This window comes from Streptomyces sp. NPDC012508, assembly GCF_042902595.1.
Classification (GTDB): Bacteria; Actinomycetota; Actinomycetes; order Streptomycetales; family Streptomycetaceae; genus Streptomyces.
The window spans coordinates 178,149-197,981 of record NZ_JBIBEO010000007.1; the positions used below are offsets into that span (position 1 = coordinate 178,149).

17 protein-coding genes are annotated in these 19,833 nt (G+C 71.5%); 8 read left to right on the forward strand and 9 right to left on the reverse strand.

Going from position 1 to position 19,833, the window contains the following annotated elements; translation table 11 throughout:
• Positions 1–12 precede the first annotated feature (12 nt).
• Together ACFY8U_RS24465 and ACFY8U_RS24470 are read right to left on the reverse strand one after the other, a co-directional pair.
• The gene (locus ACFY8U_RS24465; protein ID WP_389573568.1) at positions 13–699 is read right to left on the reverse strand and encodes a response regulator; all 687 of its coding nucleotides are present in this window, start codon (positions 697–699) and stop codon (positions 13–15) included.
• On the reverse strand, positions 696–2,351 hold the full coding sequence (locus ACFY8U_RS24470; protein WP_389573571.1) for an ATP-binding protein: 1,656 nt from the start codon (positions 2,349–2,351) through the stop codon (positions 696–698). The genes ACFY8U_RS24465 and ACFY8U_RS24470 overlap by 4 nt, the downstream gene beginning before the upstream one ends.
• A 99-nt stretch (positions 2,352–2,450) precedes the next feature.
• Here ACFY8U_RS24470 and ACFY8U_RS24475 point away from each other — a divergent pair, with 99 nt between their 5' ends.
• The gene (locus ACFY8U_RS24475; RefSeq protein WP_389574147.1) at positions 2,451–3,848 is read left to right on the forward strand and encodes a cation:dicarboxylate symporter family transporter; all 1,398 of its coding nucleotides are present in this window, start codon (positions 2,451–2,453) and stop codon (positions 3,846–3,848) included.
• Positions 3,849–4,115: 267 nt separating this feature from the next.
• Here ACFY8U_RS24475 and ACFY8U_RS24480 read toward each other — a convergent pair whose 3' ends face one another.
• From ACFY8U_RS24480 to ACFY8U_RS24490, 3 genes are all read right to left on the reverse strand, one after another.
• A complete protein-coding gene (locus ACFY8U_RS24480; RefSeq protein ID WP_389573574.1) occupies positions 4,116–5,576 on the reverse strand; it encodes a glycoside hydrolase family 16 protein in 1,461 nt (486 codons plus the stop codon).
• Positions 5,577–5,685: 109 nt separating this feature from the next.
• Positions 5,686–6,573: an aldo/keto reductase gene (locus ACFY8U_RS24485; RefSeq protein WP_389573577.1), complete on the reverse strand. Its 888-nt coding sequence runs from the start codon at positions 6,571–6,573 to the stop codon at positions 5,686–5,688.
• Positions 6,573–7,466, reverse strand: coding sequence for an NAD-dependent epimerase/dehydratase family protein (locus ACFY8U_RS24490; RefSeq protein ID WP_389573579.1), 894 nt, complete (start codon positions 7,464–7,466; stop codon positions 6,573–6,575). Before ACFY8U_RS24490 ends, ACFY8U_RS24485 begins: the two co-directional genes overlap by 1 nt.
• Before the next feature lie 44 nt (positions 7,467–7,510).
• On the opposite strand from ACFY8U_RS24490, the gene ACFY8U_RS24495 reads away from it, so the two are divergent.
• The 6 genes from ACFY8U_RS24495 (at position 7,511) to ACFY8U_RS24520 (ending at position 10,779) form a co-directional block, all read left to right on the forward strand.
• Positions 7,511–8,044 carry an Lrp/AsnC family transcriptional regulator gene (locus tag ACFY8U_RS24495; RefSeq protein ID WP_389573582.1) on the forward strand — a complete coding sequence of 178 codons (534 nt, stop codon included), beginning with the start codon at positions 7,511–7,513 and terminating at the stop codon, positions 8,042–8,044.
• A gap of 100 nt (positions 8,045–8,144) precedes the next feature.
• The gene (locus tag ACFY8U_RS24500) at positions 8,145–9,005 is read left to right on the forward strand and encodes a nitroreductase/quinone reductase family protein (protein WP_389573585.1); all 861 of its coding nucleotides are present in this window, start codon (positions 8,145–8,147) and stop codon (positions 9,003–9,005) included.
• Between the two features lie 66 nt (positions 9,006–9,071).
• Positions 9,072–9,503, forward strand: a complete 432-nt coding sequence (locus ACFY8U_RS24505) for a DUF5958 family protein (RefSeq protein WP_389573588.1) — start codon at positions 9,072–9,074, stop codon at positions 9,501–9,503.
• A gap of 200 nt (positions 9,504–9,703) precedes the next feature.
• Positions 9,704–10,096, forward strand: a complete 393-nt coding sequence (locus tag ACFY8U_RS24510; RefSeq protein ID WP_361599625.1) for a MerR family transcriptional regulator — start codon at positions 9,704–9,706, stop codon at positions 10,094–10,096.
• Positions 10,097–10,100: 4 nt separating this feature from the next.
• Complete coding sequence (locus ACFY8U_RS24515; RefSeq protein WP_389573591.1) at positions 10,101–10,466, forward strand: thioredoxin family protein; 366 nt, start codon at positions 10,101–10,103, stop codon at positions 10,464–10,466.
• Positions 10,467–10,533: 67 nt separating this feature from the next.
• Positions 10,534–10,779: a hypothetical protein gene (locus ACFY8U_RS24520; protein WP_389573594.1), complete on the forward strand. Its 246-nt coding sequence runs from the start codon at positions 10,534–10,536 to the stop codon at positions 10,777–10,779.
• A 308-nt stretch (positions 10,780–11,087) separates the two neighbouring features.
• Here the strand turns inward: ACFY8U_RS24520 and thrS are convergent, their stop codons facing one another.
• A complete protein-coding gene (gene thrS / locus ACFY8U_RS24525; protein WP_389573596.1) occupies positions 11,088–12,308 on the reverse strand; it encodes a threonine--tRNA ligase in 1,221 nt (406 codons plus the stop codon).
• 192 nt (positions 12,309–12,500) lie between these two features.
• The gene (locus tag ACFY8U_RS24530) at positions 12,501–13,523 is read right to left on the reverse strand and encodes a DUF6817 domain-containing protein (RefSeq protein WP_389573599.1); all 1,023 of its coding nucleotides are present in this window, start codon (positions 13,521–13,523) and stop codon (positions 12,501–12,503) included.
• A gap of 144 nt (positions 13,524–13,667) precedes the next feature.
• Between ACFY8U_RS24530 and ACFY8U_RS24535 the strand changes: the two genes are divergently transcribed.
• Positions 13,668–15,899: a HelD family protein gene (locus ACFY8U_RS24535; RefSeq protein ID WP_389573602.1), complete on the forward strand. Its 2,232-nt coding sequence runs from the start codon at positions 13,668–13,670 to the stop codon at positions 15,897–15,899.
• A 44-nt stretch (positions 15,900–15,943) separates the two neighbouring features.
• On the opposite strand, the gene glgB is transcribed toward ACFY8U_RS24535, so the two are convergent.
• Both glgB and ACFY8U_RS24545 read right to left on the reverse strand, forming a co-directional pair.
• Positions 15,944–18,211 carry a 1,4-alpha-glucan branching enzyme gene (glgB, locus tag ACFY8U_RS24540; protein WP_389573605.1) on the reverse strand — a complete coding sequence of 756 codons (2,268 nt, stop codon included), beginning with the start codon at positions 18,209–18,211 and terminating at the stop codon, positions 15,944–15,946.
• A 136-nt stretch (positions 18,212–18,347) separates the two neighbouring features.
• Positions 18,348–19,697: a maltokinase gene (locus ACFY8U_RS24545; protein ID WP_389573608.1), complete on the reverse strand. Its 1,350-nt coding sequence runs from the start codon at positions 19,695–19,697 to the stop codon at positions 18,348–18,350.
• Positions 19,698–19,833 lie beyond the last annotated feature (136 nt).

Genomic DNA, 19,833 nt, shown 5'->3' on the forward strand with positions numbered 1-19,833 from the left:
CCCGGCGTCCGGTCAGCGGACGATCGTCGTGATCCACCGGTACTGGAGCTCGGGTCGGCCGATCTGACCGTACTGCGGGGCCCGGGCGGCGCGGCCGTCCGTGACCAGGTGTTCAAGATAGCGGCGGGCGGTGATCCGGGAGATCCCGACGGCCGCGGCGGCCTCCGTGGCGGTCAGGCCGTCCTGGGCGTCCCGCAGGGTGCGGGTGACGGCCTCCAGGGTGGGGGCGCTCAGGCCCTTGGGGAGCGAGGCCGGCTGCGGTGCGCGCAGGGTGGCCAGGGCGCGGTCCACCTCGTCCTGGCCGGACGCCTCACCGGCGGTGGCGCGGAACTCGGCATACCGGGTGAGCCGGTCCCGCAGCGTCGCGAAGGTGAACGGCTTCAGGACGTACTGGACGACGCCCAGGGACACCCCTTCGCGCACGATCGCCAGATCCCGGGCCGAGGTCACCGCGATCACGTCCGCGGAGTGGCCGCCGGCCCGCAGCGAGCGGAGCAGCTGGAGACCGTGACCGTCGGGGAGGTACAGATCGAGCAGGATGAGGTCGACGGGCGCGCGGTCGAGGACGCGCGCGGCGGCGGCCCGTGAGTGCGCGACCCCGACGACCGTGAACCCGTGCACCCGGCCGGCGTAGAGCGCGTGCGCGTCGGCGGCGACGGGATCGTCCTCGACGACCAGTACGCGGATGTCCTGGCTCATACGGGAACCTCCGTGGTCGTCCCGCCCTCGGCACGCCGCCTCGGCTCCGGCAGCTCGCCACCGGCCGGCTCCCGCACCAGCGGCAGTCGTACGGTGAACTCGGCGCCGCCCTCGGGGGTGTCGGTCAGGGCCACCGTGCCCGAGGCGCGCGTGGCCGCCTGGCGGACCAGGGCGAGGCCGAGGCCACGGCCGGGACCGTGGGTGGACCAGCCGCGGTCGAAGGCCGTCTCTCGGTCGGCCTCGGCGATCCCCGGCCCGGTGTCGGAGACCCGGAGGAGGAGCTCGCCGTCGCAGGTGCGGGCGGTGACCGTCACGCGCGCGTGCGGGGCGCCGCTCGTCGCGTCCACCGCGTTGTCGATGAGATTACCGAGGATCGTCACCAGGTCCCGCGACGGGATCTCCGGCGGCAGGAGCCCGTCGTCGATCCGGCTGTCCTCGGTCAGCACGAGCTCCACACCCCGCTCGTTGGCCTGCGCCGCCTTGCCCAGGAGCAGCGCCGCGAGGACCGGTTCACCGACCGCGTCCACGACCCGGTCGGTGAGCGCCTGGGCCAGCTCCAGCTCCGCCGTCGCGAAGCCCACCGCCTCGTCCACCCGGCCGAGTTCGATCAGCGAGACCACCGTGTGCAGCCGGTTCGCCGCCTCGTGCGCCTGTGAGCGCAGTGCCTGAGTGAACCCCCGCTCCGAGGTCAACTCACCCGACAGCGCGAGGAGTTCGGTGCGGTCCCGGAGCGTCACGACCGTCCCGCGGCGCTCCCCGCCCACCACCGGCCGGGTGTTGACCACGAGCACCCGCTCCGCCGTCAGATGCAGCTCGTCCACCCGGGGCTCGGAGGCGAGCAGCGCGGTGGTGAGCGAGGCCGGAAGGCCGAGATCCGCCGCCGACCGGCCCACGACCTCAGCGTCCAGACCGAGCAGCTCCCGCGCGCCGTCGTTGATGAGCGCGATCCGCCGCTGCCCGTCCAGCATCACCAGGCCCTCGCTCACCGCGTGCAGCGCGGCCTCGTGGTAGTCGTGCATCCGGCTCAGCTCGGTCGCGTTCATCCCGTGCGTGTGCCGCCGCAGCCGGGCGTTGATGACGTACGTACCGGCGCCGCCGAGCGCCAGCGCCGCCCCCGCCATGCCCAGGAGGGCCGCCACCTGCTCCCGTACCTGCTCGCTGATCTTCTCGATGGTGATACCCGCGCTGACCAGGGCGACGACCCGGCCGTCGTCGCGTACCGGCGCGACCGTCCGGACCGAGCGGCCGAGCGTGCCCCGGTGCGTCTCGGAGAAGGTCGTCCCCCGGAGGGCCGGCTCGATGTGACCGAGGTACGTGCGGCCGATCTGGTCCGGCTCAGGGTGCGTCCAGCGCGTGCCGTCCGGTGCCATGATCACCACGAAGGCGACCGCGGAGCGCTTCCGCAGCGACTCGGCGTACGGCTGGAGCCGCGCGCTCGGGTCCGCCGAGCCGGCGGCCTCCCGTACCGAGGGGGACTCGGCGACGGCGGTCGCGAGGGCGGTCACCTGGCGGCGCGCGGTCTCCTCCGCCTGGCTCCGGTCCGTGAGGTACGCGAAGACGGCGCACCCCGCCACGACGGCCGCCACCAGCACGACCTGCATCGCGAAGAGCTGGCCGGCGAGGCTCCGTGGACGGGGGACGGGTATGCGCATGCCGGACAGTGTGACAGTTCGGCCGTGAACGAAACGAACGTAAGCGTGACCCGGGTCACAGGCTGATGGATATTCGCTGGGATCCACCGGGACGTGGACATCCATCAGCACGAGGAGGACCCCGTGGCCGCACAGCGGGACCGCACCCATTATCTCTATCTGGCCGTCATCGGAGCCGTGATCCTCGGCGTCACGGTCGGCTTCGTGGCGCCGGACTTCGCCGTCGAGCTCAAGCCGCTGGGCACCGGCTTCGTGAACCTGATCAAGATGATGATCTCGCCGATCATCTTCTGCACGATCGTTCTCGGCGTCGGCTCGGTCCGCAAGGCGGCGAAGGTCGGGGCGGTCGGCGGGCTCGCGCTCGGGTACTTCCTCGTGATGTCGACCGTCGCCCTCGCCATCGGCCTGGTCGTCGGCAACATCCTGGAGCCGGGCTCCAGCCTCCACCTGACCAAGGAGGTCGCCGAGGCGGGCGCCCAGCAGGCCGACGGGGCGAGCGAGTCCACGGCGGACTTCCTGCTCGGGATCATCCCCAAGACGCTGGTCTCCGCCTTCACCGAGGGCGAGGTCCTGCAGACCCTGCTCGTCGCGCTCCTCGCGGGCTTCGCGCTCCAGGCCATGGGGCGGGCAGGCGAGCCCGTGCTGCGCGGGATCGGGCACATCCAGCGGCTGGTCTTCCGTATCCTCGCCATGATCATGTGGGTCGCGCCGATCGGCGCGTTCGGCGCCATGGCGGCGGTCGTCGGCGCAACCGGCATCGACGCGCTGAAGTCGCTCGCCGTCATCATGATCGGCTTCTACGTCACCTGTGCGCTCTTCGTCTTCGTGGTGCTCGGCGCGCTGCTGCGGCTCGTCGCGGGCGTCAACATCTTCACGCTCCTCACGTACCTGGGCCGTGAGTTCCTGCTGATCCTCTCCACCTCGTCCTCCGAGTCCGCGCTGCCGCGACTGATCGCGAAGATGGAGCACCTGGGTGTCAGCAAGCCCGTCGTCGGCATCACCGTCCCGACCGGCTACTCCTTCAACCTGGACGGCACGGCGATCTATCTGACGATGGCCTCGCTCTTCGTGGCCGAGGCGATGGGCAACCCGCTCTCCGTCGCCGAGCAGATCAGCCTGCTCGTCTTCATGATCATCGCGTCGAAGGGCGCCGCCGGTGTCACCGGCGCGGGCCTGGCGACCCTCGCCGGCGGCCTGCAGTCGCACCGCCCCGAGCTCGTCGACGGCGTCGGCCTGATCGTCGGCATCGACCGCTTCATGAGCGAGGCCCGCGCCCTGACGAACTTCGCGGGCAACGCGGTCGCGACCGTCCTCGTCGGCACCTGGACCAAGGAGATCGACAAGGAGCGGGTCGCGGAGGTGCTGGCGGGCCGGGTCCCCTTCGACGAGAAGACCCTCGTCGACGACCACGCGCCCCTGCCGGAGCCGGACGAGGACTCGGACGTACCGGACCAGCGTCTCGGCAAGGGCGACGAGAAGGCCCACGTGAGCGTCTGAGCGGCATCGGATCCTGGATCCAATGTCCAGAATCCATGATTCCGAGACACTGGATCCTGGACATTGGATCCAGGACATTGGATCCGAAGACCACCCCGGCTCCCGGGCCTTGAGCCGGATCCGGGCTCCGGGGTACGGGACGCCCCCGGCCGCACACACGGCCGGGGGCGCCTTTCCCGTACGTCACCGATCCGCGTCACCGATCCGCGTCATCGATCCGCGTCACCGATCCGCTTCATCCTCCGCGTCATCGATCCGCGTCACCGGTCAGGCGAACGGGATCCGGACCACCGACTGGTTCCCGACGCCGACCGTGCTCGCCCCGTTCCCGATCGCGTTCCACACCTCGACCCGGACCCGTCCGCCGGACAGGTTCCCGTGGCTGCCGGTCGCCGACTTCAGGCCGCTCGCCTGGGTGTAGTGCTCGTACCCCGGCACCGGATCGGTCGCGAAGTACTGGTACGTCTCCACCCGCTCCCAGCTCCCGTCGCCCGTACGGTCGTAGCTGACCCGGACCTGCTGCCCGTTGGCGACCACCGATCCGGCGTCCACGAACAGATCGAACTGGGTCGCACCGCCGTTGTACGTCCGCGTGATCGGACCGGAGGTGAAGACCTGCGGGTTGGCCGGCGCTCCGTCGTGGTTGCCACCGCCCGCCGAGGCAAGGGTCACCGTCGAGGCGGCCGCCTGGGCGTCCCCCGCGCCCGACCCCGTCCGCAGATACAGCTGCGAGGAGCCGGAGGGAGGCGGGGTGGTCGGCGGAGGCGTGGTCGGCGGGGTCGTCGTACCGCCGCCCTTCGTCCACACCGCCACGTAGTCGACGAGCATCGGCCGTCCGGACACCGTCGCGGCCGTCGGAGTCGGGCCGCCCAGGGCGTCAGGGAAGGCGCCGCCCATCGCCACGTTGAGGAGCAGGAAGTAGCCCGCGTGGCTGGTCATGTCGGCCCACGCCTGGGCGCCCACCCGGGTCTCGTTCACGCTGTGGAAGAGCTGGTCGTCCGCGTACCAGCGCAGCTCGTTGGGGGAGACCGAGCGGTCCCACTCGAAGCGGTACGTGTGGAAGGCCGACTGGCAGCTCGCGCCGGGGCAGACGCGGCTGGCGCCGATGCCGGTGGTCTCACCGCACGGCCCGCCCGGGTTCACGCCGCAGTGCAGCACGCCCCAGACCGAGTTGAGCCCGTTGACGTTCTCCATGATGTCGAACTCGCCGATGGCGGGCCAGTTCCAGTAGTTGCCCCGGTAGGGGGCGCCGAGCGCCCAGAACGCGGGCCAGTAGCCCTTGGCGGCCTCGCCCGTCACGTTCGGCATCTGAATCCGGCCCTCGATCCGGAGGGTCCCGCCCGCCGGAGCCTTGAAATCGGCGCGTTTCGTCTCGATCCGGGCCGAGGTCCAGTTGCCCGCGCCGTCTTTGAGCGGGGTGATGCGGAGGTTGCCGGTGCCGTCGAGGCGCAGGTTGTCGGGGCTCGACGTGTAGTTCTGTATCTCTCCGGTGCCCCAGTTCCCGGGGCCGCCGGGATAGCCGTGTCCGGTGTCGATCTGCCAGTCGGCACCGTTCGGCAGGGACCGGTCGGGGCCGTTGAAGTCGTCGCTCCACTGGAGCGACCAGCCGGGCGCCGGGGGTACGGCGCCGCTGGCGGTGCCGGCCCCGCCGAGGCCGATCAGGGCGCCGGCGGCGAGGGCGGCGGCAAGGAGTGAGGCAAGGAGAGGGGTGCGTCGGACGCGGCTCAAGGAGAACACCTCCGGTGGGGGTTGAGGGCGTGAGAGCGCTCTCAGGAAGCTTTTGTAGATGGAGACACCGGACCCGTCAATGGGTCCGGTGCCTTCGACTACCGAACGACTACCGAACGTCCAGCTCGGCCAACTCCTGTGTATTCAGCACGAGTTCGGCAGCCGCCGCCGAATCCCGCGCGGTCTCCGGCCGGCTCGCGCCCGGGATCGGCAGCACCGTCTCCGATCGGGCCAGCAGCCAGGCGAGCGCCACCCGCTGCGGGCTCACCCCGCGCTCCCGCGCCACCCGGTGGAACGCCCCGAACTCCGGGTCCGCCTCCAGGGACGACGCCCCGTCCAGCGAGCTGCGCGAGATCCCGCCCAGCGGGCTCCACGGCATGAACGCGAGACCGAGTTCCGCGCACAGCCGCAGTTCCGGCTCGGAGGTCCGGTCCGCCGGGGAGTACCGGTTCTGCACGGAGACGAGCCGCTCGCCCAGGATCTCCCGCGCGAGCAGGATCTGACCGACGTCCACGTTCGAGATCCCGGCCAGCCGCACCGTGCCCGCGTCCAGCGACTCCCGTATCGCACCCAGCGACTCCGCGTACGGCACGTCCGGGTCGGGCTTGTGGAGCTGGTACAGCCCGATCGCCTCGACGCCGAGCCGCCGCGCCGACGCCTCGGCCGCCCGCCGCAGATGCTCCGGCCGCCCGTCGACCGTCCAGCCGCCGTCGGCGGTCCGCCCCCGCCCGCCCTTCGTCGCCACCAGCACGTCGCCGGTCCGGCCACGACCCCCGTACGTGGCCAGCGCCCGCGCAACCAGCAGCTCGCCGGCGCCCGGCTCACCGCCCGGCGGGTGGTAGGAGTCCGCCGTGTCGAGCAGCGTCACGCCCGCGTCCAGGGCCGCGTGGACCGTGGCGAGGGCGCGGGTTTCGTCCGGGTGCCCCTCGATGGAGAGCGGCATCGCGCCGAGACCGACCGCGCCGACCCGTACGTCTCCGAGCATGCGGTACCGCATCAGCGCACCCCCAGCGTCTCGGAAAGGGCCTGCCCCAGCCACTCCGTGGAATGCCGGAAGGAGAATCCGAGAGCCGTCGCCCGGGAGTTGTCCATTCCGTACGAGCGGGCGAAGGAGAAGGGTGACACCTCGCCGACCTCCACCTCCTGGAATACGGTCCGCCCCCCGATCCGGCGCTCGATCTCCGCGCATATCTCGGCGGTGGTGAGCGGGCCGTGGGAATGCGCGTTGACCGGCCCGGTGAACGAGGCCTCCACCGCCCACGCCAGGAATTCCGCGACCTCCTCCACGTACACATAGGTGGCCGGGTGGTTCTCCGCCGGTACGGAGATCGGCTCGCCGGCCCGGATACGGTCCGCGTAGTGGCCGATCCGGCCCGTGAAGTCGTCCTCGCCGCCGAGCACATGGGCGACCCGCACCGCCGTGTACGGGAACGCGGGCCCGGCCGCGAAGACCGCCTCCGCCTGCCGCTTCCCCTCCCCGTAGTGGGCGTCGAGGAACTCCGGGTCGTCCCACGGCAGGTCGGGATCGACGGCGACGGTACGCGGGTCGACCGCCTCTTCCCGTACGGGCTCGGCCGCGTGCTCGTACTCGTACACCTCGACCGTCGACGTCATCACGTAACGCCCTGTGCGCGGCCCGACAACCCGCCGCGCGATGTCTGCCTGGCGCGGGGTGTAACAGACCTGGTCGACGACGACATCGAATGCCCGGGCGCCCAGCGCGCTTTCCAGAGCGGCCTCGTCGTTCCGGTCGGCGATCAGATGTTCCACGCCTTCTGGTACGCCCGAAGAACCCCGGTTGAGAATCGTCACGCCATGGCCGGATTGCAGGAGACGGGACGTCAATCGCTTTCCTATATAGCGGTTTCCGCCGATGATCAGAATGTTCATGCGACAAGTGTTACGTTGAGCGCTCGTTGACTGAAGGGGGAAACATGGGAGTCCAGGCCGCCGCACCGAAGGAACCACGGCATCTGCGTCCTGCCGCCAACGAAACCTCGGCGGGGGCCTTCGACCCCATCGACCGGCAGATCCTGGAGCTCGTCCAGGACGACGGCCGGATCAAGCTGAGCGAGCTCGGCCGGCGCGTCCGGCTGAGCCCCGCGGCCGTCACCGAGCGGGTACGGAGACTGGAGGCCTGCGGGGTGATCACCGGCTACGGCGCCCATGTCTCCCCGGCCCGCCTCGGCTACGGCATCCAGGCCTTCATCCGGGTCGACCCGCACGGCGGCTACACCCTCAAACACCCCAGGACACTGGAGCTCACGGCCCGCCCGGAGGTCCTCGAGGTCCACCACGTCGTCGGTGAGGACTGCTGGATCCTCAAGGTCGCCGTCACCGACACCATCCACCTCGAAGACGTCCTGGAGCAGACCGCGGCGCTCGGCCGGACGACCACCTCGATCGTCCTGTCGTCCCCGGTGGAGCGCAAACCCCTCCTTCCTCCGGCAGCGGGAAACGAGTCTTGACAACGCGCCCGTCGTGCCGCTGAGATGAAGGAACTCGCGTCGCGTGCCGGTCCGCGCTGGAAAGCGGAGGCATGGAGGCAAGAGGACAGTAGGGACGGCTTTGCCTCTCCACTTCAACACCCCGATCATCGATGAATTCCGCACCAACGCCGGCAAGCTCGGCGGCCCCTTCGAGGGATGGGTGCTCCTTCTTCTCACCACCACCGGCGCCCGGTCGGGAGAACCCCACACCACCCCGCTCGGCTTCGTCGAGGACGGCGACCGGATCCTGGTCGTCGGCTCCGCAGGAGGCTCCGACCGGCACCCGGACTGGTACCGCAACCTTCTGGTGAACCCCACGGTCACCGTCGAGACGGGCAGCGACACCTGGCAGGCGACGGCCGTCGCCGCCACCGGCGCCGAGCGCGACGCCCTCTTCGCGAAGGTGGTCGCCGAGGCCCCCGGCTACGCCGACTACCAGCGGCGCACCGACCGGACCATCCCGGTCGTCGCCCTCCACCGGATCCCCGAGGACACCTACACCCCACCGGACCGGCTCGACGCCCTCGCCGACGAGCTGGTCACGATCCACAACTGGCTCCGCGACGAGCTCACCGCGCTCCGCGAGGGCATCGGCGCCCGCACCGCCACGGGCGCCCCGGACCTCACCGTCGAACTACGCCGCCACTGCCTGACCTTCTGCTCGGCGATGGCCGTCCACCACGGCGGCGAGGACGCGGGCCTCTTCCCTTACCTGGCACGGGAGTTCCCGGAGAAGGCCGAAACCTTCGACCGCCTGCGGACCGAGCACGGCACGGTGGCCCGCATCCTGGACGAACTCCAACACCTCCTGTCCCGCCTCGACGAGACCCGTCCGGCGGACCTGCACGCGGAGTTCGACCGGCTCCACGGAGAGCTGGTGGAGCACTTCGCGTACGAGGAATCACAAATAATCCCCCTCCTGCGCGGCCTCGCTCCCTAGCCCGCTCCCTCGGGCCGCCGCCTCCGGCTCGTTCTCGGTCGACGGGGCACGTGGAATGATCGGGAGATGGTGGGGAGCAGCGGTGAGGACGGGCAAGCCACTCGGCGTGAAGCCGAGCGAGTCGTCAACGAGGTCGCCCAAGGGCTCCGCACATTGGACGACGGGGCAGCCTGGTTCTCCACCCTTTCGCCGGTAGGACGGCAGGCCGTACTGCGAGAGGTCGGCGGCTACGCGATGCAGGCGCACATCACGGCGGCGGACGGGCGCGCGGGCGTTGCCCGGTCCGGGGTGAAGCCCACGGCCAATCCGTCGGTGATGATCTGCATGGACCCGCCTCGCTACGGGTTCGCAACTCTCCCCGCCGACGAACACGTCACGGCGTTCCGAGTGCTCGTCTCGGTGTTCTCCGTCGCCGACACCCGTCGCAGGCAGACGTACTGCAAGGGCACGTGCGGACATGCATGGCACAACCTGTCTCGCCCTGACGAGAAGTCGTAGCGGCGGTGCGCTGATCCACATGGAGTCGCCCACCGTCCCCTGTGGACGGTGGGAGACGATCCAGCCGTCTCTGCCGGACCGGCCCGTCGCGTCGTCGGCGCCGCAGCAGTGCCGGCCCGGCCTGCGCAGGTCCTGGGGATCGAGCCGGAGCGCGCCGAACCGTTGCCTTGACGTCGGCGTCAAGGCGTACGTTCAACGGCATGCGAATCGGCGAGCTGGCCGAGCGTGCCGGAACGACCACGCGGACTCTGCGCTACTACGAGTCCCGTGGCCTCCTGGCCGCCCGGCGAACGGAGAACGGCTACCGCACGTACGACGAGGACGACCTGCGTCTCCTCCAGCAGATCAGGACCCTGCAGGACTTCGGGTTCGAGCTGGAGGAGACCCGGCCGTTCGTCGAGTGCCTGCGGGCCGGCCACCCGGCGGGGGACGCGTGTCCCGCCTCGCTCGACGTGTACCGCAGCAAGCTCGCGGAGCTGGACGCCCTCGTCGACCAGCTCCAGGCCGTACGCGCCCAGGTCGCCGCGCAGTTGCTGCGGGCCGAGGCGGAACTGCCGGGCGGCCCGGAACCCACATGCGAACTCGGAGGCTGACGGAATGGCGAACATGGCGAACACGGCGAACACGGCGGACGTGACCGACGTGAGCGACGCGGACTTCGACGCCGAGGTCCTCGGTGCGGAGCTGCCCGTCCTCGTGAAGTTCACCGCGGACTGGTGCGGCCCGTGCCGCCAACTGGTGCCGGTGCTCCAGGCGATCGCGGAGGAGGAACGGGACCGGCTGATGATCGTCCAGATCGACGTGGACCGCAACCCGGACACCACGGTCCGCTACGGCGTCCTCGCCACACCGACACTGCTGGTGTTCCACGCCGGCGAACCCGTGAAGTCCATCGTCGGTGCCCGCCCGAAGCGCCGCCTCCTCCAGGAACTGGAGGACGTACTGGCTCTGGCGCCCCGGTAATCCTCGGGCAGGATCACCTGACACGACGACGGCAGACGTCGCGACCGGAGAAGAGAGACCACGGGCAATGACCGACAGACCATCGCTGCGTGCGTACATCGACCGCTACGCGGCGGGTGAGATCTCCCGCGACGAGGCACTGGCCGCCATCGCCGCCTGGGACTTCGAGGAGGAGTGGTTCGACCCGGCCCACACCGCGCCGACGCACCAGGACAACACCCTGGCCGTGGTCAACCAGGCGCGGGGCCTCGGCAAGCTGACCGCCGACGACATCGAGGTGATCCGAGCGCTTCTCCAGCAGCGTGGGGTCTGAGCCCGGAGCGTCCCGGACGAACAGGGGAAGGGAAGAACCGCACGTGCCCGTGACGGGGGAATACGAGCCGCTCTACCGGGAGCTGCAGCAGCGCATGGGCGCCCGCGCCGGCCTTCCAGCAGGGCGACACGACGGTGCGGGTGACCCCTGGCGCCGCGTTCCTGCCCGGCGTGACGCCGACCCCGACCCGTCCCCCGGCCTCCCGCGGTCCCGCGACCCCGACGACACCCCCGCCGCCCGCGCCGGGGCCGACACGCGGCACGGGGATCGATCGATGACCGTCACCCCGCTCATGACCGGTCACCCCGCTAGTCGTCCCACAGCACGGTGCTGTGCGCCCCCACCAGGCCCTCGACCCGCCGCAGCACCTCGTCGGCCGGCAGTGGGGCGAGCCTGCGGCCGTCACGCAGCCGCAGCGCCACCAGGCCGTCGGCGGCCTCCCGCGCGCCGATGACGGCCTGGTACGGGACGAGGCGGGCCTCCCGGACGCGGGCACCGAGGCTGCCCCGGTCAGGGCCCGCCACCTCCGCCCGCAGCCCGCGCCCGACGCACCGCGCGGCCAGCGCCTCGGCGGCGGCCCGCTCGGACTCCGAGACCGGCAGGACGACCACCTGGACGGGGGCGAGCCAGCCGGGGAACGCGCCGCCGTGCTGTTCGAGCAGATGGGCGACGGCCCGCTCCACACTGCCGACGACACTGCGGTGGATCATGACCGGACGGTGCCGCGCGCCGTCCGCGCCGATGTAGCGCAGGTCGAACCGCTCCGGCTGGTGGAAGTCGATCTGCACGGTCGACAGGGTGGACTCACGCCCGGCCCGGTCGGCGACCTGCACATCGATCTTCGGACCGTAGAACGCGGCCTCGCCCTCGGCGGACTCGTACGGCAGCCCCGAGTCGTCGAGCACCTCCCGGAGCAGGTCGACGGAGCGCCGCCACAGCTCGGGGGCGTCGACGTACTTCCCTCCGGGCCCGGGAAGCGAGAGCCGGTACCGCGCGGGGACGATGCCCATCGCCTCGTACGCCCTCCGGATCAGCTCCAGGGCGCCCGCGGCCTCCTCCTTGACCTGCTCCAGGGCGCAGAAGATGTGTGCGTCGTTGAGCTGGATGGCCCGGACGCGGGTCAACCCGCCGAGGACGCCGGAGAGTTCGGAGCGGTACATGGGTCCGAGTTCGGCCATGCGCAGCGGGAGGTCGCGGTGGCTGTGGGGGCGGGAGCGGTAGATGACGGCGTGGTGGGGGCAGAGACTGGGCCGCAGGACGACCTGTTCGCCGCCGAGTTCCATGGGCGGGAACATGTCGTCGCTGTAGTGCGCCCAGTGCCCGGAGATCTCGTACAGCTCCCGCTTGCCGAGGACGGGCGAGTACACGTGGCGGTACCCGGCCCGCCGCTCGACCTCCCGTACGTACTCCTCCAGGGCGTGCCGTACGACGGCCCCGTCGGGCAGCCAGTACGGCAGACCGGCTCCGATCAACGGGTCGGTGTCGAACAGGTCCAGCTCGCGGCCGAGCTTGCGGTGGTCGTGGTGCATGTCGCCCTCCTGGGGGTGGCCGCCCGGGGGCGAGCGACCGGAGGAACGACGAAGCCCCGGGGCGCTCGGCCCCGGGGCTTCGTGACGTAAGACAGCGGTCAGCGCGCCGGGACACTCTCCGGCGTCGTCGTGATGATCGCGGCACGCTTCATACGGACGACGGTAGCGACTCCGCTTCCTCGCCGCACGGGGTTATCCGCGGAGCCGGAGCGCGACGCGACGCGTGACGAGGTTGACGGAGGTGACCTCGACGGTGAGTTCGTCCCCCTCGCGCGGGGCCAGGCCCCCGAGGTCCTTCTCGTGCAGCAGTCCCTCGACGCCCGGGGCCATCTCCACCAGGACCGCGGAGGGTGCGATCGCGGTGACCGTCCCGACCCGGACACCGCCGAACCCGGCGCGCGCGAACGCGGCCATCGGATCGGACTCCAGTGCCTTGAGGGACAGGGATATCCGCTCCCGGCTCATGTCGACGTCGAGGACCATGAAGGGGTGCTCCTCGCCCTCGGCGATGACGTCGGACGGGAAGTCGTAGCGGGACCACGACACCTCGGGGAAGTTCATCAGGGCCTCGACGCCGCCCAGTTCCACGAAGGTGCCACCGAAGCTCGCGATGCGCGAGACGACACCGCGTACGACGTCACCCCGCTCCAGCCCCCGCAGAAACGCCTCACGCTCCGCGCCCCGCAAGGTCAGCAGCTCGCGGGCAGCCTCCAAGGCCGGCTCGCTCAGCAGCGACCGCCACCGGGTGAACAGCTTCAGCAGCCCGCCGCCGTACCGGGACCACAGCTCCCGGTTCTCCCGCAGCACATCCAGTTCGTTCGCCGCCGTCAGCTCCGCGAAATCCCTCCGCTGCCGTTCCGTCGGTGTGAAGGTCCCGCCCGTGAACCGGTCCCGGAAGCGGCCGTCCTCATTTCCGAGTTCCGCGTACGAGACATCACGGTCGCAGCTCGCGTAGAAGTACACGAGCTCCTCGGCCTCCTCGCCGATGGCCCCCGCAAGGACGGCCCGCGCCTCCAGCGGCAGCAGATGCTCGGCGAAGCCGTCCGTACCGTAGAAGGCGTGGCACAGGCCTGCGAGCCGGAGCGCTTCCCGGGCGCCCCAGGCGGCCAGCCGGGCCTCGACCCGGTCCAGATGGGCGAGCAGGGTGCCGCCCGGGTGGTCCAGCCGGTCCGCTCCCCGCGCGATCAGCAGATCGCGCGCCGCGTCCTTCCGCATGTCTCTCCCCATGAGACATGAAAATACCCCGACTAGAATTGCAGTCGGGGCTATCGCTCGCGTATATTCATGGATTCCGTGTCTACGCACAATAAAAGACGCGGAGAAGTTCAATAAACGCACTGTATCGCGCCGGGAGTCGAATTGTCAACCGAGGAATTTCGGAAAGAGCAGCAATTCATCACAGAGCTCTACGCACGACTCGACGACCTGAGGGACCAGGCCGAGGCGGCCGTCGGCCAGGCCCTGAAGACGCCCTGGGTCGGCAATCAAGGACGTCTCGAGCGTGACGTGCTGGTGGCCGAACAGTCCGGGGTGCTCGGCGCCCTCAACGCGGGGGAGAGCGGCCTCTGCTTCGGGCGGCTCGTCTTCCGGGACGGGCGCGACCATCACATCGGCCGGATCGGCATCCGGAAGGACGACCCGAACCGCACCCCGCTCGTCGTCGACTGGCGCGCCGACGTCGCCCGGCCGTTCTACCTCGCCACCGGGTACGAGCCGATGGGTCTCAGCCGCCGCCGGCACATCACCACCCAGGGACGCGAGGTGACCGCCCTCCACGACGAGGTCCTCGACCTCACCGACCGGACCCGCACCGGGCACGAGAACCGGGACGCCGACGAGGTGCTGCTCGCCTCGCTCGACGCGGCCCGCACCGGACGCATGCACGACATCGTGCAGACCATCCAGGCCGAGCAGGACCGCATCATCCGCTCCCCGCACCGCGGCGTCCTCGTCGTCGAGGGCGGCCCCGGGACCGGCAAGACCGCCGTGGCCCTGCACCGCGCCGCGTACCTCCTCTACGCCCACCGCGAGCAGCTCGCCAAGCGCGCGGTGCTCATCGTCGGCCCCAACCCCGCCTTCCTCGGCTACATCGGCAACGTCCTGCCCTCCCTCGGCGAGACCGGCGTCCTGCTCGCCACCCCCGCCGAACTCTTCCCCGGCGTCCGCGCCACCGGTACGGACACCCCGCGCGCCGCCGCCGTCAAGGGCGCCGCCGCGATGGCCGACGCGCTCGCCCGGGCCGTACGCGACCGGCAGCAGGTCCCCGAGCGCGGCGAGCCGCTGATCGTCCCGCACGACGACGGCGATCTGATCATCGACTGGGACATGGCCCTGGAGGCCCGTCACAAGGCCCGCGAGACCGCCCTCCCGCACAACCTGGCCCGCCCCTACTTCGTCTTCAACATCCTCGACGCGCTCGCCGAGCAGCTCGCCGACCGCATCGGCGCCGACCCCTACGGCGGCCCCAACTTCCTCGGCCCCGACGACATCGCCCTGCTCGCCAAGGGCATCGCCACCAGCCGGGACGTCCACGCCGCCATCGACACCCTCTGGCCGCCGCTCACCCCCGAGTCCTTCCTCGCCGACTACCTCGCCGAGCCGACCCACCTCACCGACGAGGACGCGGCCGCGATCCGGCGCGAGGGCGGCCCCTGGACCGCCGCCGACGTACCGCTGCTCGACGAGGCCGCCGAACTCCTCGGCGTGGACGACTCCGCCGCCCGCGCCGCCGCCGAGGCCGAGCGGGAGAAGCAGATCCAGTACGCGCAGGGCGTGCTCGACGTGTCGTACGCCTCCCGCACCTACGAGTTCGAGGACAAGGAGGAACAGGACAAGGACGCCGCCGAGGTCCTCGCCGCGCACGACATCATCGACGCCGAGCGGTTCGCCGAGCGGCACGAGGAGGCCGACCACCGCAGCGCCGCCGAACGCGCCGCCGCCGACCGCACCTGGGCGTTCGGCCACATCATCGTCGACGAGGCGCAGGAGCTCTCGGCGATGGCCTGGCGGCTGCTGATGCGCCGCAGCCCGAACCGGTCGATGACCCTGGTCGGCGATCCGGCTCAGACCGGTGACGCGGCGGGCGTGGGGGCGTGGGAGCGGATCCTCGCGCCGTACGTGGAGGACCGCTGGGAGCTGGTACGGCTCGGGGTCAACTACCGCACCCCTGCCGAGATCATGGCCGTCGCCGCCGACGTCCGGCGCGAGGCCGACCCGGGGTTCGAGCCGCCCCGCTCGGTCCGCTCCACCGGCGTAGAGCCCTGGGAGCGGACCGTCGAGGACCCGGTGAAGGAGACCGCCGACGCCGTCGCCGCCGAGGTGCGCGACGAGGGCCGCCTCGCCGTCATCGCCCCGCCGGAGCTCCACCCGGAGCTGATCGCCGCCCTGCCGGACGCCTCGCACGGCGCGGCGCCCGATCTGACCTGCCCGGTGGTCCTCCTCGACCCCCGTCAGGCCAAGGGCCTCGAGTTCGACACCGTCCTCGTCGTCGACCCGGACGGCATCCGGGCCGGCGCCACGCACGGCATCAACGACCTGTACGTGGCGCTGACCCGGGCCACTCAGCGGCTCGGCGTCATCAGGCAGGCCTGAGCCAGGCCGCCCGAGTCGGAGGGGCCTGCCTCAAGCGGTCCGACTCACGCAGGCCTGAGCCACACCGTCGCCAGCGGCGGCAGCGTCATCCGTACGCTCGCCGAACGGCCGTGGGAGGGCACCGACTCGGTCTTCACCGGGTCGGTCCCCACCACGCCACCGCCGCCGTACCGCGTCTCGTCCGTGTTCAGGACCTCCACCCAGGCCGCGAAGGCGTCCGGGACCCCGAGCCGGAAGTCGTGCCGTACGACCGGGGAGAAGTTGCAGACCGCGAGCAGCGGCGACCCCTCGGCGTCGTAGCGGAGGAAGGCGAAGACGTTGTCCTCGGCCGCGTCGCCGACCACCCACTGGAAGCCCTCGGGCGAGGTGTCCCGCTCCCACAGCGCCGGGGTGGCCCCGTACACCGTGTTCAGATCGCGCACCAGGTCCCGTACGCCCCGGTGGTCCGCCTCCGCGCCGTACGACGGGTCGAGCAGCCACCAGTCCGGCCCGTGCTCGGCGGACCACTCCGCGCCCTGGGCGAACTCCTGCCCCATGAAAAGCAGTTGCTTGCCCGGGTGGGCCCACATGAAGCCGAGGTACGCGCGGTGGTTGGCCCGCTGCTGCCACCAGTCGCCGGGCATCTTCGACACCAGGGCCTGCTTGCCGTGCACGACCTCGTCGTGGGAGATCGGCAGGATGTAGTTCTCGCTGTACGCGTACACCATCGAGAACGTCATCTCGTTGTGGTGGTACTTGCGGTGCACCGGCTCCTTGGAGACATAGCCGAGGGAGTCGTGCATCCAGCCCATGTTCCACTTCATGCCGAAGCCGAGACCGCCGAAGCCGCCGGGGCCCACCTGGTCGGTCGCCCTCGTCACGCCGTCCCAGGCCGTCGACTCCTCGGCGAAGGTGATGACCCCGGGGCAGCGCCGGTAGACCGTCGCGTTCATCTCCTGGAGGAATGCGACCGCGTCCAGGTTCTCCCGCCCGCCGAACTCGTTCGGCAGCCACTCGCCGTTCTCGCGCGAGTAGTCGAGGTAGAGCATCGAGGCGACCGCGTCCACGCGCAGGCCGTCGAGGTGGAACTCCTCGCACCAGTAGACCGCGTTGGCGACCAGGAAGTTCCGCACCTCCTTGCGGCCGTAGTCGAACTCCAGCGTCCCCCAGTCGGGGTGCGCGCTCCGGCGCGGATCCTCGTGCTCGTACAGCGGCCGGCCGTCGAACTCCGCCAGCGCCCAGTCGTCGCGCGGGAAGTGCGCCGGCACCCAGTCCATCAGGACGCCGATCCCGGCCCGGTGCAGCGCGTCGACGAGAAACTTGAAGTCGTCGGGCGTGCCCATGCGGGCGGTCGGCGCGTAGAAGCCGGTGACCTGATAGCCCCAGGAACCGCTGAAGGGGTGCTCGGCGACGGCCATGAACTCCACGTGCGTGAAGCCGAGATCGCGGACGTAGCCGGGCAGCTGCTCGGCGAGCTGCCGGTACGTCAGACCCGGACGCCAGGAGGGGAGATGCACCTCGTAGACGGAGAGCGGGGCCTCGTGGTGCGGGCGGGCGCCACGGCTCGCCATCCACGAGGCGTCGCTCCACTCGTGGTACGAGTCGGTGACGATCGAGGCGGTGTTCGGCGGGCACTCCGTGCGGCGGGCCATCGGGTCGGCGCGCAGCGTGTGGCTGCCGTCGGGACGGGTGATGTCGAACTTGTACACCGCGCCCTCGCCGATCCCGGGCACGAACAGCTCCCAGACGCCGGTCGCGCCGAGGGAGCGCATCGGCAGCGCGGTGCCGTCCCAGTGCGTGAAGTCGCCGGTGACGCGGACACCGCGGGCGTTGGGGGCCCAGACCGTGAACCGGGTCCCGCTGACGCCCTGGTGGACCATCGGCCGGGCGCCGAGCGCCTTCCACAGCTCCTCGTGCCGGCCCTCGCCGATCAGATGCAGGTCGAGGTCGCCGAGCGCGGGCAGGAAGCGGTACGGGTCCTCCACGGGCAGCTCGTCGCCGTCGTAGCGGACGCGCAGCTCGTACGGGGGGATCTTGCGCAGCAGCGGCAGGAGCCCGGAGAAGAGGCCGTCGCCGTCGTCGTGCAGCACGACGCGCTTGCCCTTGGCGAGGACGGCGACCTCACGGGCGTACGGGCGCAGGACCCGGATCGCGACGCCGCCTCGGACGGGGTGCGCGCCGAGGAGGGCGTGCGGGTCGTGGTGCTCCCCGGCGAGCAGCCTCGCCCGGTCCCCGGGGTCGAGCGGCGGCGCCTTGCGTACCTCCTGGGCGGCCCGGGGTGCGGGCGTCTTGGCCGGGGGCGCTGCCGTCTTACGAGCGGATCGGGCGGTCACGGGGATGCCTCCTGCAAGGGTGTCGGAAGGATGGGCCGATGAAGATGCGCCGGTTCCCACGCAACCGCAACGGCGCGGGTCCCGCACAGGACACTCCGCCGAACGGGCTGCGCGCGCCCACGACGGGGGTCCGGGGTCATTCCGCTCCCGCGAGACGTTCGATCGCGGCCATGGGGACCGGGAGCCAGTCCGGACGGTGGCGGGCCTCGTAGAGGACCTCGTAGACCGCCTTGTCCGTCTCGTACGCCCGCAGCAGCGCCGGGTCCGTGCGCGGGTCGGTGCCGGAGGCCTCCGCGTAGCCCGCGCAGTACGCCGCCCGGCAGCGGGACGCCCACTCGGGCTTCCACGGGCGGTGCGTGCGCGCCGCGTAGTCGAAGGAGCGCAGCATGCCCGCGACGTCACGGACCGCGGGTTGCGGCCGGCACCGCTCGGCGAGCGGCTTCGCGGGCTCCCCCTCGAAGTCGATCACCGCCCAGCCGCCGTCCGTCGCCCGGAGCGTCTGTCCCAGGTGCAGGTCGCCGTGCACCCGCTGCAGCCGCCCCGCGCCGACCGTGTCCCCGGCCGCGGCGAAGACCGCCCGCAGCCCCGGCACGTACGGCAGGAGCGCCGGCACCGCCTGCGCCGCCGCGTGCAGCCGCTGGTCCATCTCGGCGGCCAGATGTTCCGTCTGCATCCGGTGCAGCCGCTCCGTCGGCAGCGCGTTCGCCAGCGCGAGGTGCACCTCGGCCGTCGCCCGGCCGAGCGCGTGTGCCTCGGCCGTGAACTCCCGGCCCTCCGCCAGCGCGTCGAGGGCGAGCCGCCATCCGTCGCGCGAGTCCACCAGATACGGCTGGAGGACGCCGAGCGTGCTCGCGCCCGACTCGAACCAGGCCACCGGCGCCGGCACCCGCGCGCACCCGGCCCGGGCCAGCGCGAGCGGCAGCTCCAGATCCGGGTTCACGCCGGGGCTGACCCGTCGGAAGATCTTCAGGATGTACGTATCGCCGTACACGAGCGAGGAGTTGGACTGCTCGGCGTCCAGGACCCGCGGCGCCAGGGACGGGGGCAGCGGCGCCGAGCCGTGGAACGTCAGCGGGCCGATCCGGCCCGGGGTGCGCAGCCGTTCGTAGAGCAGTCCGGCGAGCCGCGGGTCCCGCAGCCCTTCGTAGACCGCCCGCCCGGCCAACGGACCTTGCCGGATCCGCCCGATCAGGGCGGGGGCGAGGCGCGGTGGCAGCTGGGTGCGTACACCCAGCAGCACTTGGTAGCAGTCGGCGGGCGTCCCGGCCGGGCGTCCCGGCTGTTCGACCCGTACAAGCAGATGCAGCAGCCCGGGACCCGTACCGTCCAGCGGCAGCAGCTCGGTGGCCGCTTCCAGCGTGAATCCGATGACCCGGCGGCCCTTGCCCGCGAACCAGCGCTGCCGTGGCAGCCATTCATGGAGCAGGGGAGCGAGTGACGGGAGGAGGGCGGCCGGGGCCCGGGTGGTGGATGCGGTCTCCGGCATGGCATCGCGTCCTTTCCCCGGGGGGCGCAGATTCGAGTTCGCGTGAATCGAGTTCAAATGCGCAGAGTGTCCCGGATGGCAGCATCGACTGTCCGGAAGTGCGGGACGTGTCGGGAGGGGAAGATCCGTATGGGCC

Excerpts from the sequence above, each read along its gene's own strand:
- ACFY8U_RS24465 (WP_389573568.1), bottom strand. The coding sequence starts at position 699 with ATGAGCCAGGACATCCGCGTACTGGTCGTCGAGGACGATCCCGTCGCC.
- ACFY8U_RS24470 (WP_389573571.1), bottom strand. The coding sequence starts at position 2,351 with ATGCGCATACCCGTCCCCCGTCCACGGAGCCTCGCCGGCCAGCTCTTC.
- ACFY8U_RS24485 (WP_389573577.1), bottom strand. The coding sequence starts at position 6,573 with ATGCGGTACCGCATGCTCGGAGACGTACGGGTCGGCGCGGTCGGTCTC.
- ACFY8U_RS24490 (WP_389573579.1), bottom strand. The coding sequence starts at position 7,466 with ATGAACATTCTGATCATCGGCGGAAACCGCTATATAGGAAAGCGATTG.
- ACFY8U_RS24495 (WP_389573582.1), top strand. The coding sequence starts at position 7,511 with ATGGGAGTCCAGGCCGCCGCACCGAAGGAACCACGGCATCTGCGTCCT.
- ACFY8U_RS24505 (WP_389573588.1), top strand. The coding sequence starts at position 9,072 with ATGGTGGGGAGCAGCGGTGAGGACGGGCAAGCCACTCGGCGTGAAGCC.
- ACFY8U_RS24510 (WP_361599625.1), top strand. The coding sequence starts at position 9,704 with ATGCGAATCGGCGAGCTGGCCGAGCGTGCCGGAACGACCACGCGGACT.
- ACFY8U_RS24515 (WP_389573591.1), top strand. The coding sequence starts at position 10,101 with ATGGCGAACATGGCGAACACGGCGAACACGGCGGACGTGACCGACGTG.
- ACFY8U_RS24520 (WP_389573594.1), top strand. The coding sequence starts at position 10,534 with ATGACCGACAGACCATCGCTGCGTGCGTACATCGACCGCTACGCGGCG.
- thrS (WP_389573596.1), bottom strand. The coding sequence starts at position 12,308 with ATGCACCACGACCACCGCAAGCTCGGCCGCGAGCTGGACCTGTTCGAC.
- ACFY8U_RS24530 (WP_389573599.1), bottom strand. The coding sequence starts at position 13,523 with ATGCGGAAGGACGCGGCGCGCGATCTGCTGATCGCGCGGGGAGCGGAC.
- ACFY8U_RS24545 (WP_389573608.1), bottom strand. The coding sequence starts at position 19,697 with ATGCCGGAGACCGCATCCACCACCCGGGCCCCGGCCGCCCTCCTCCCG.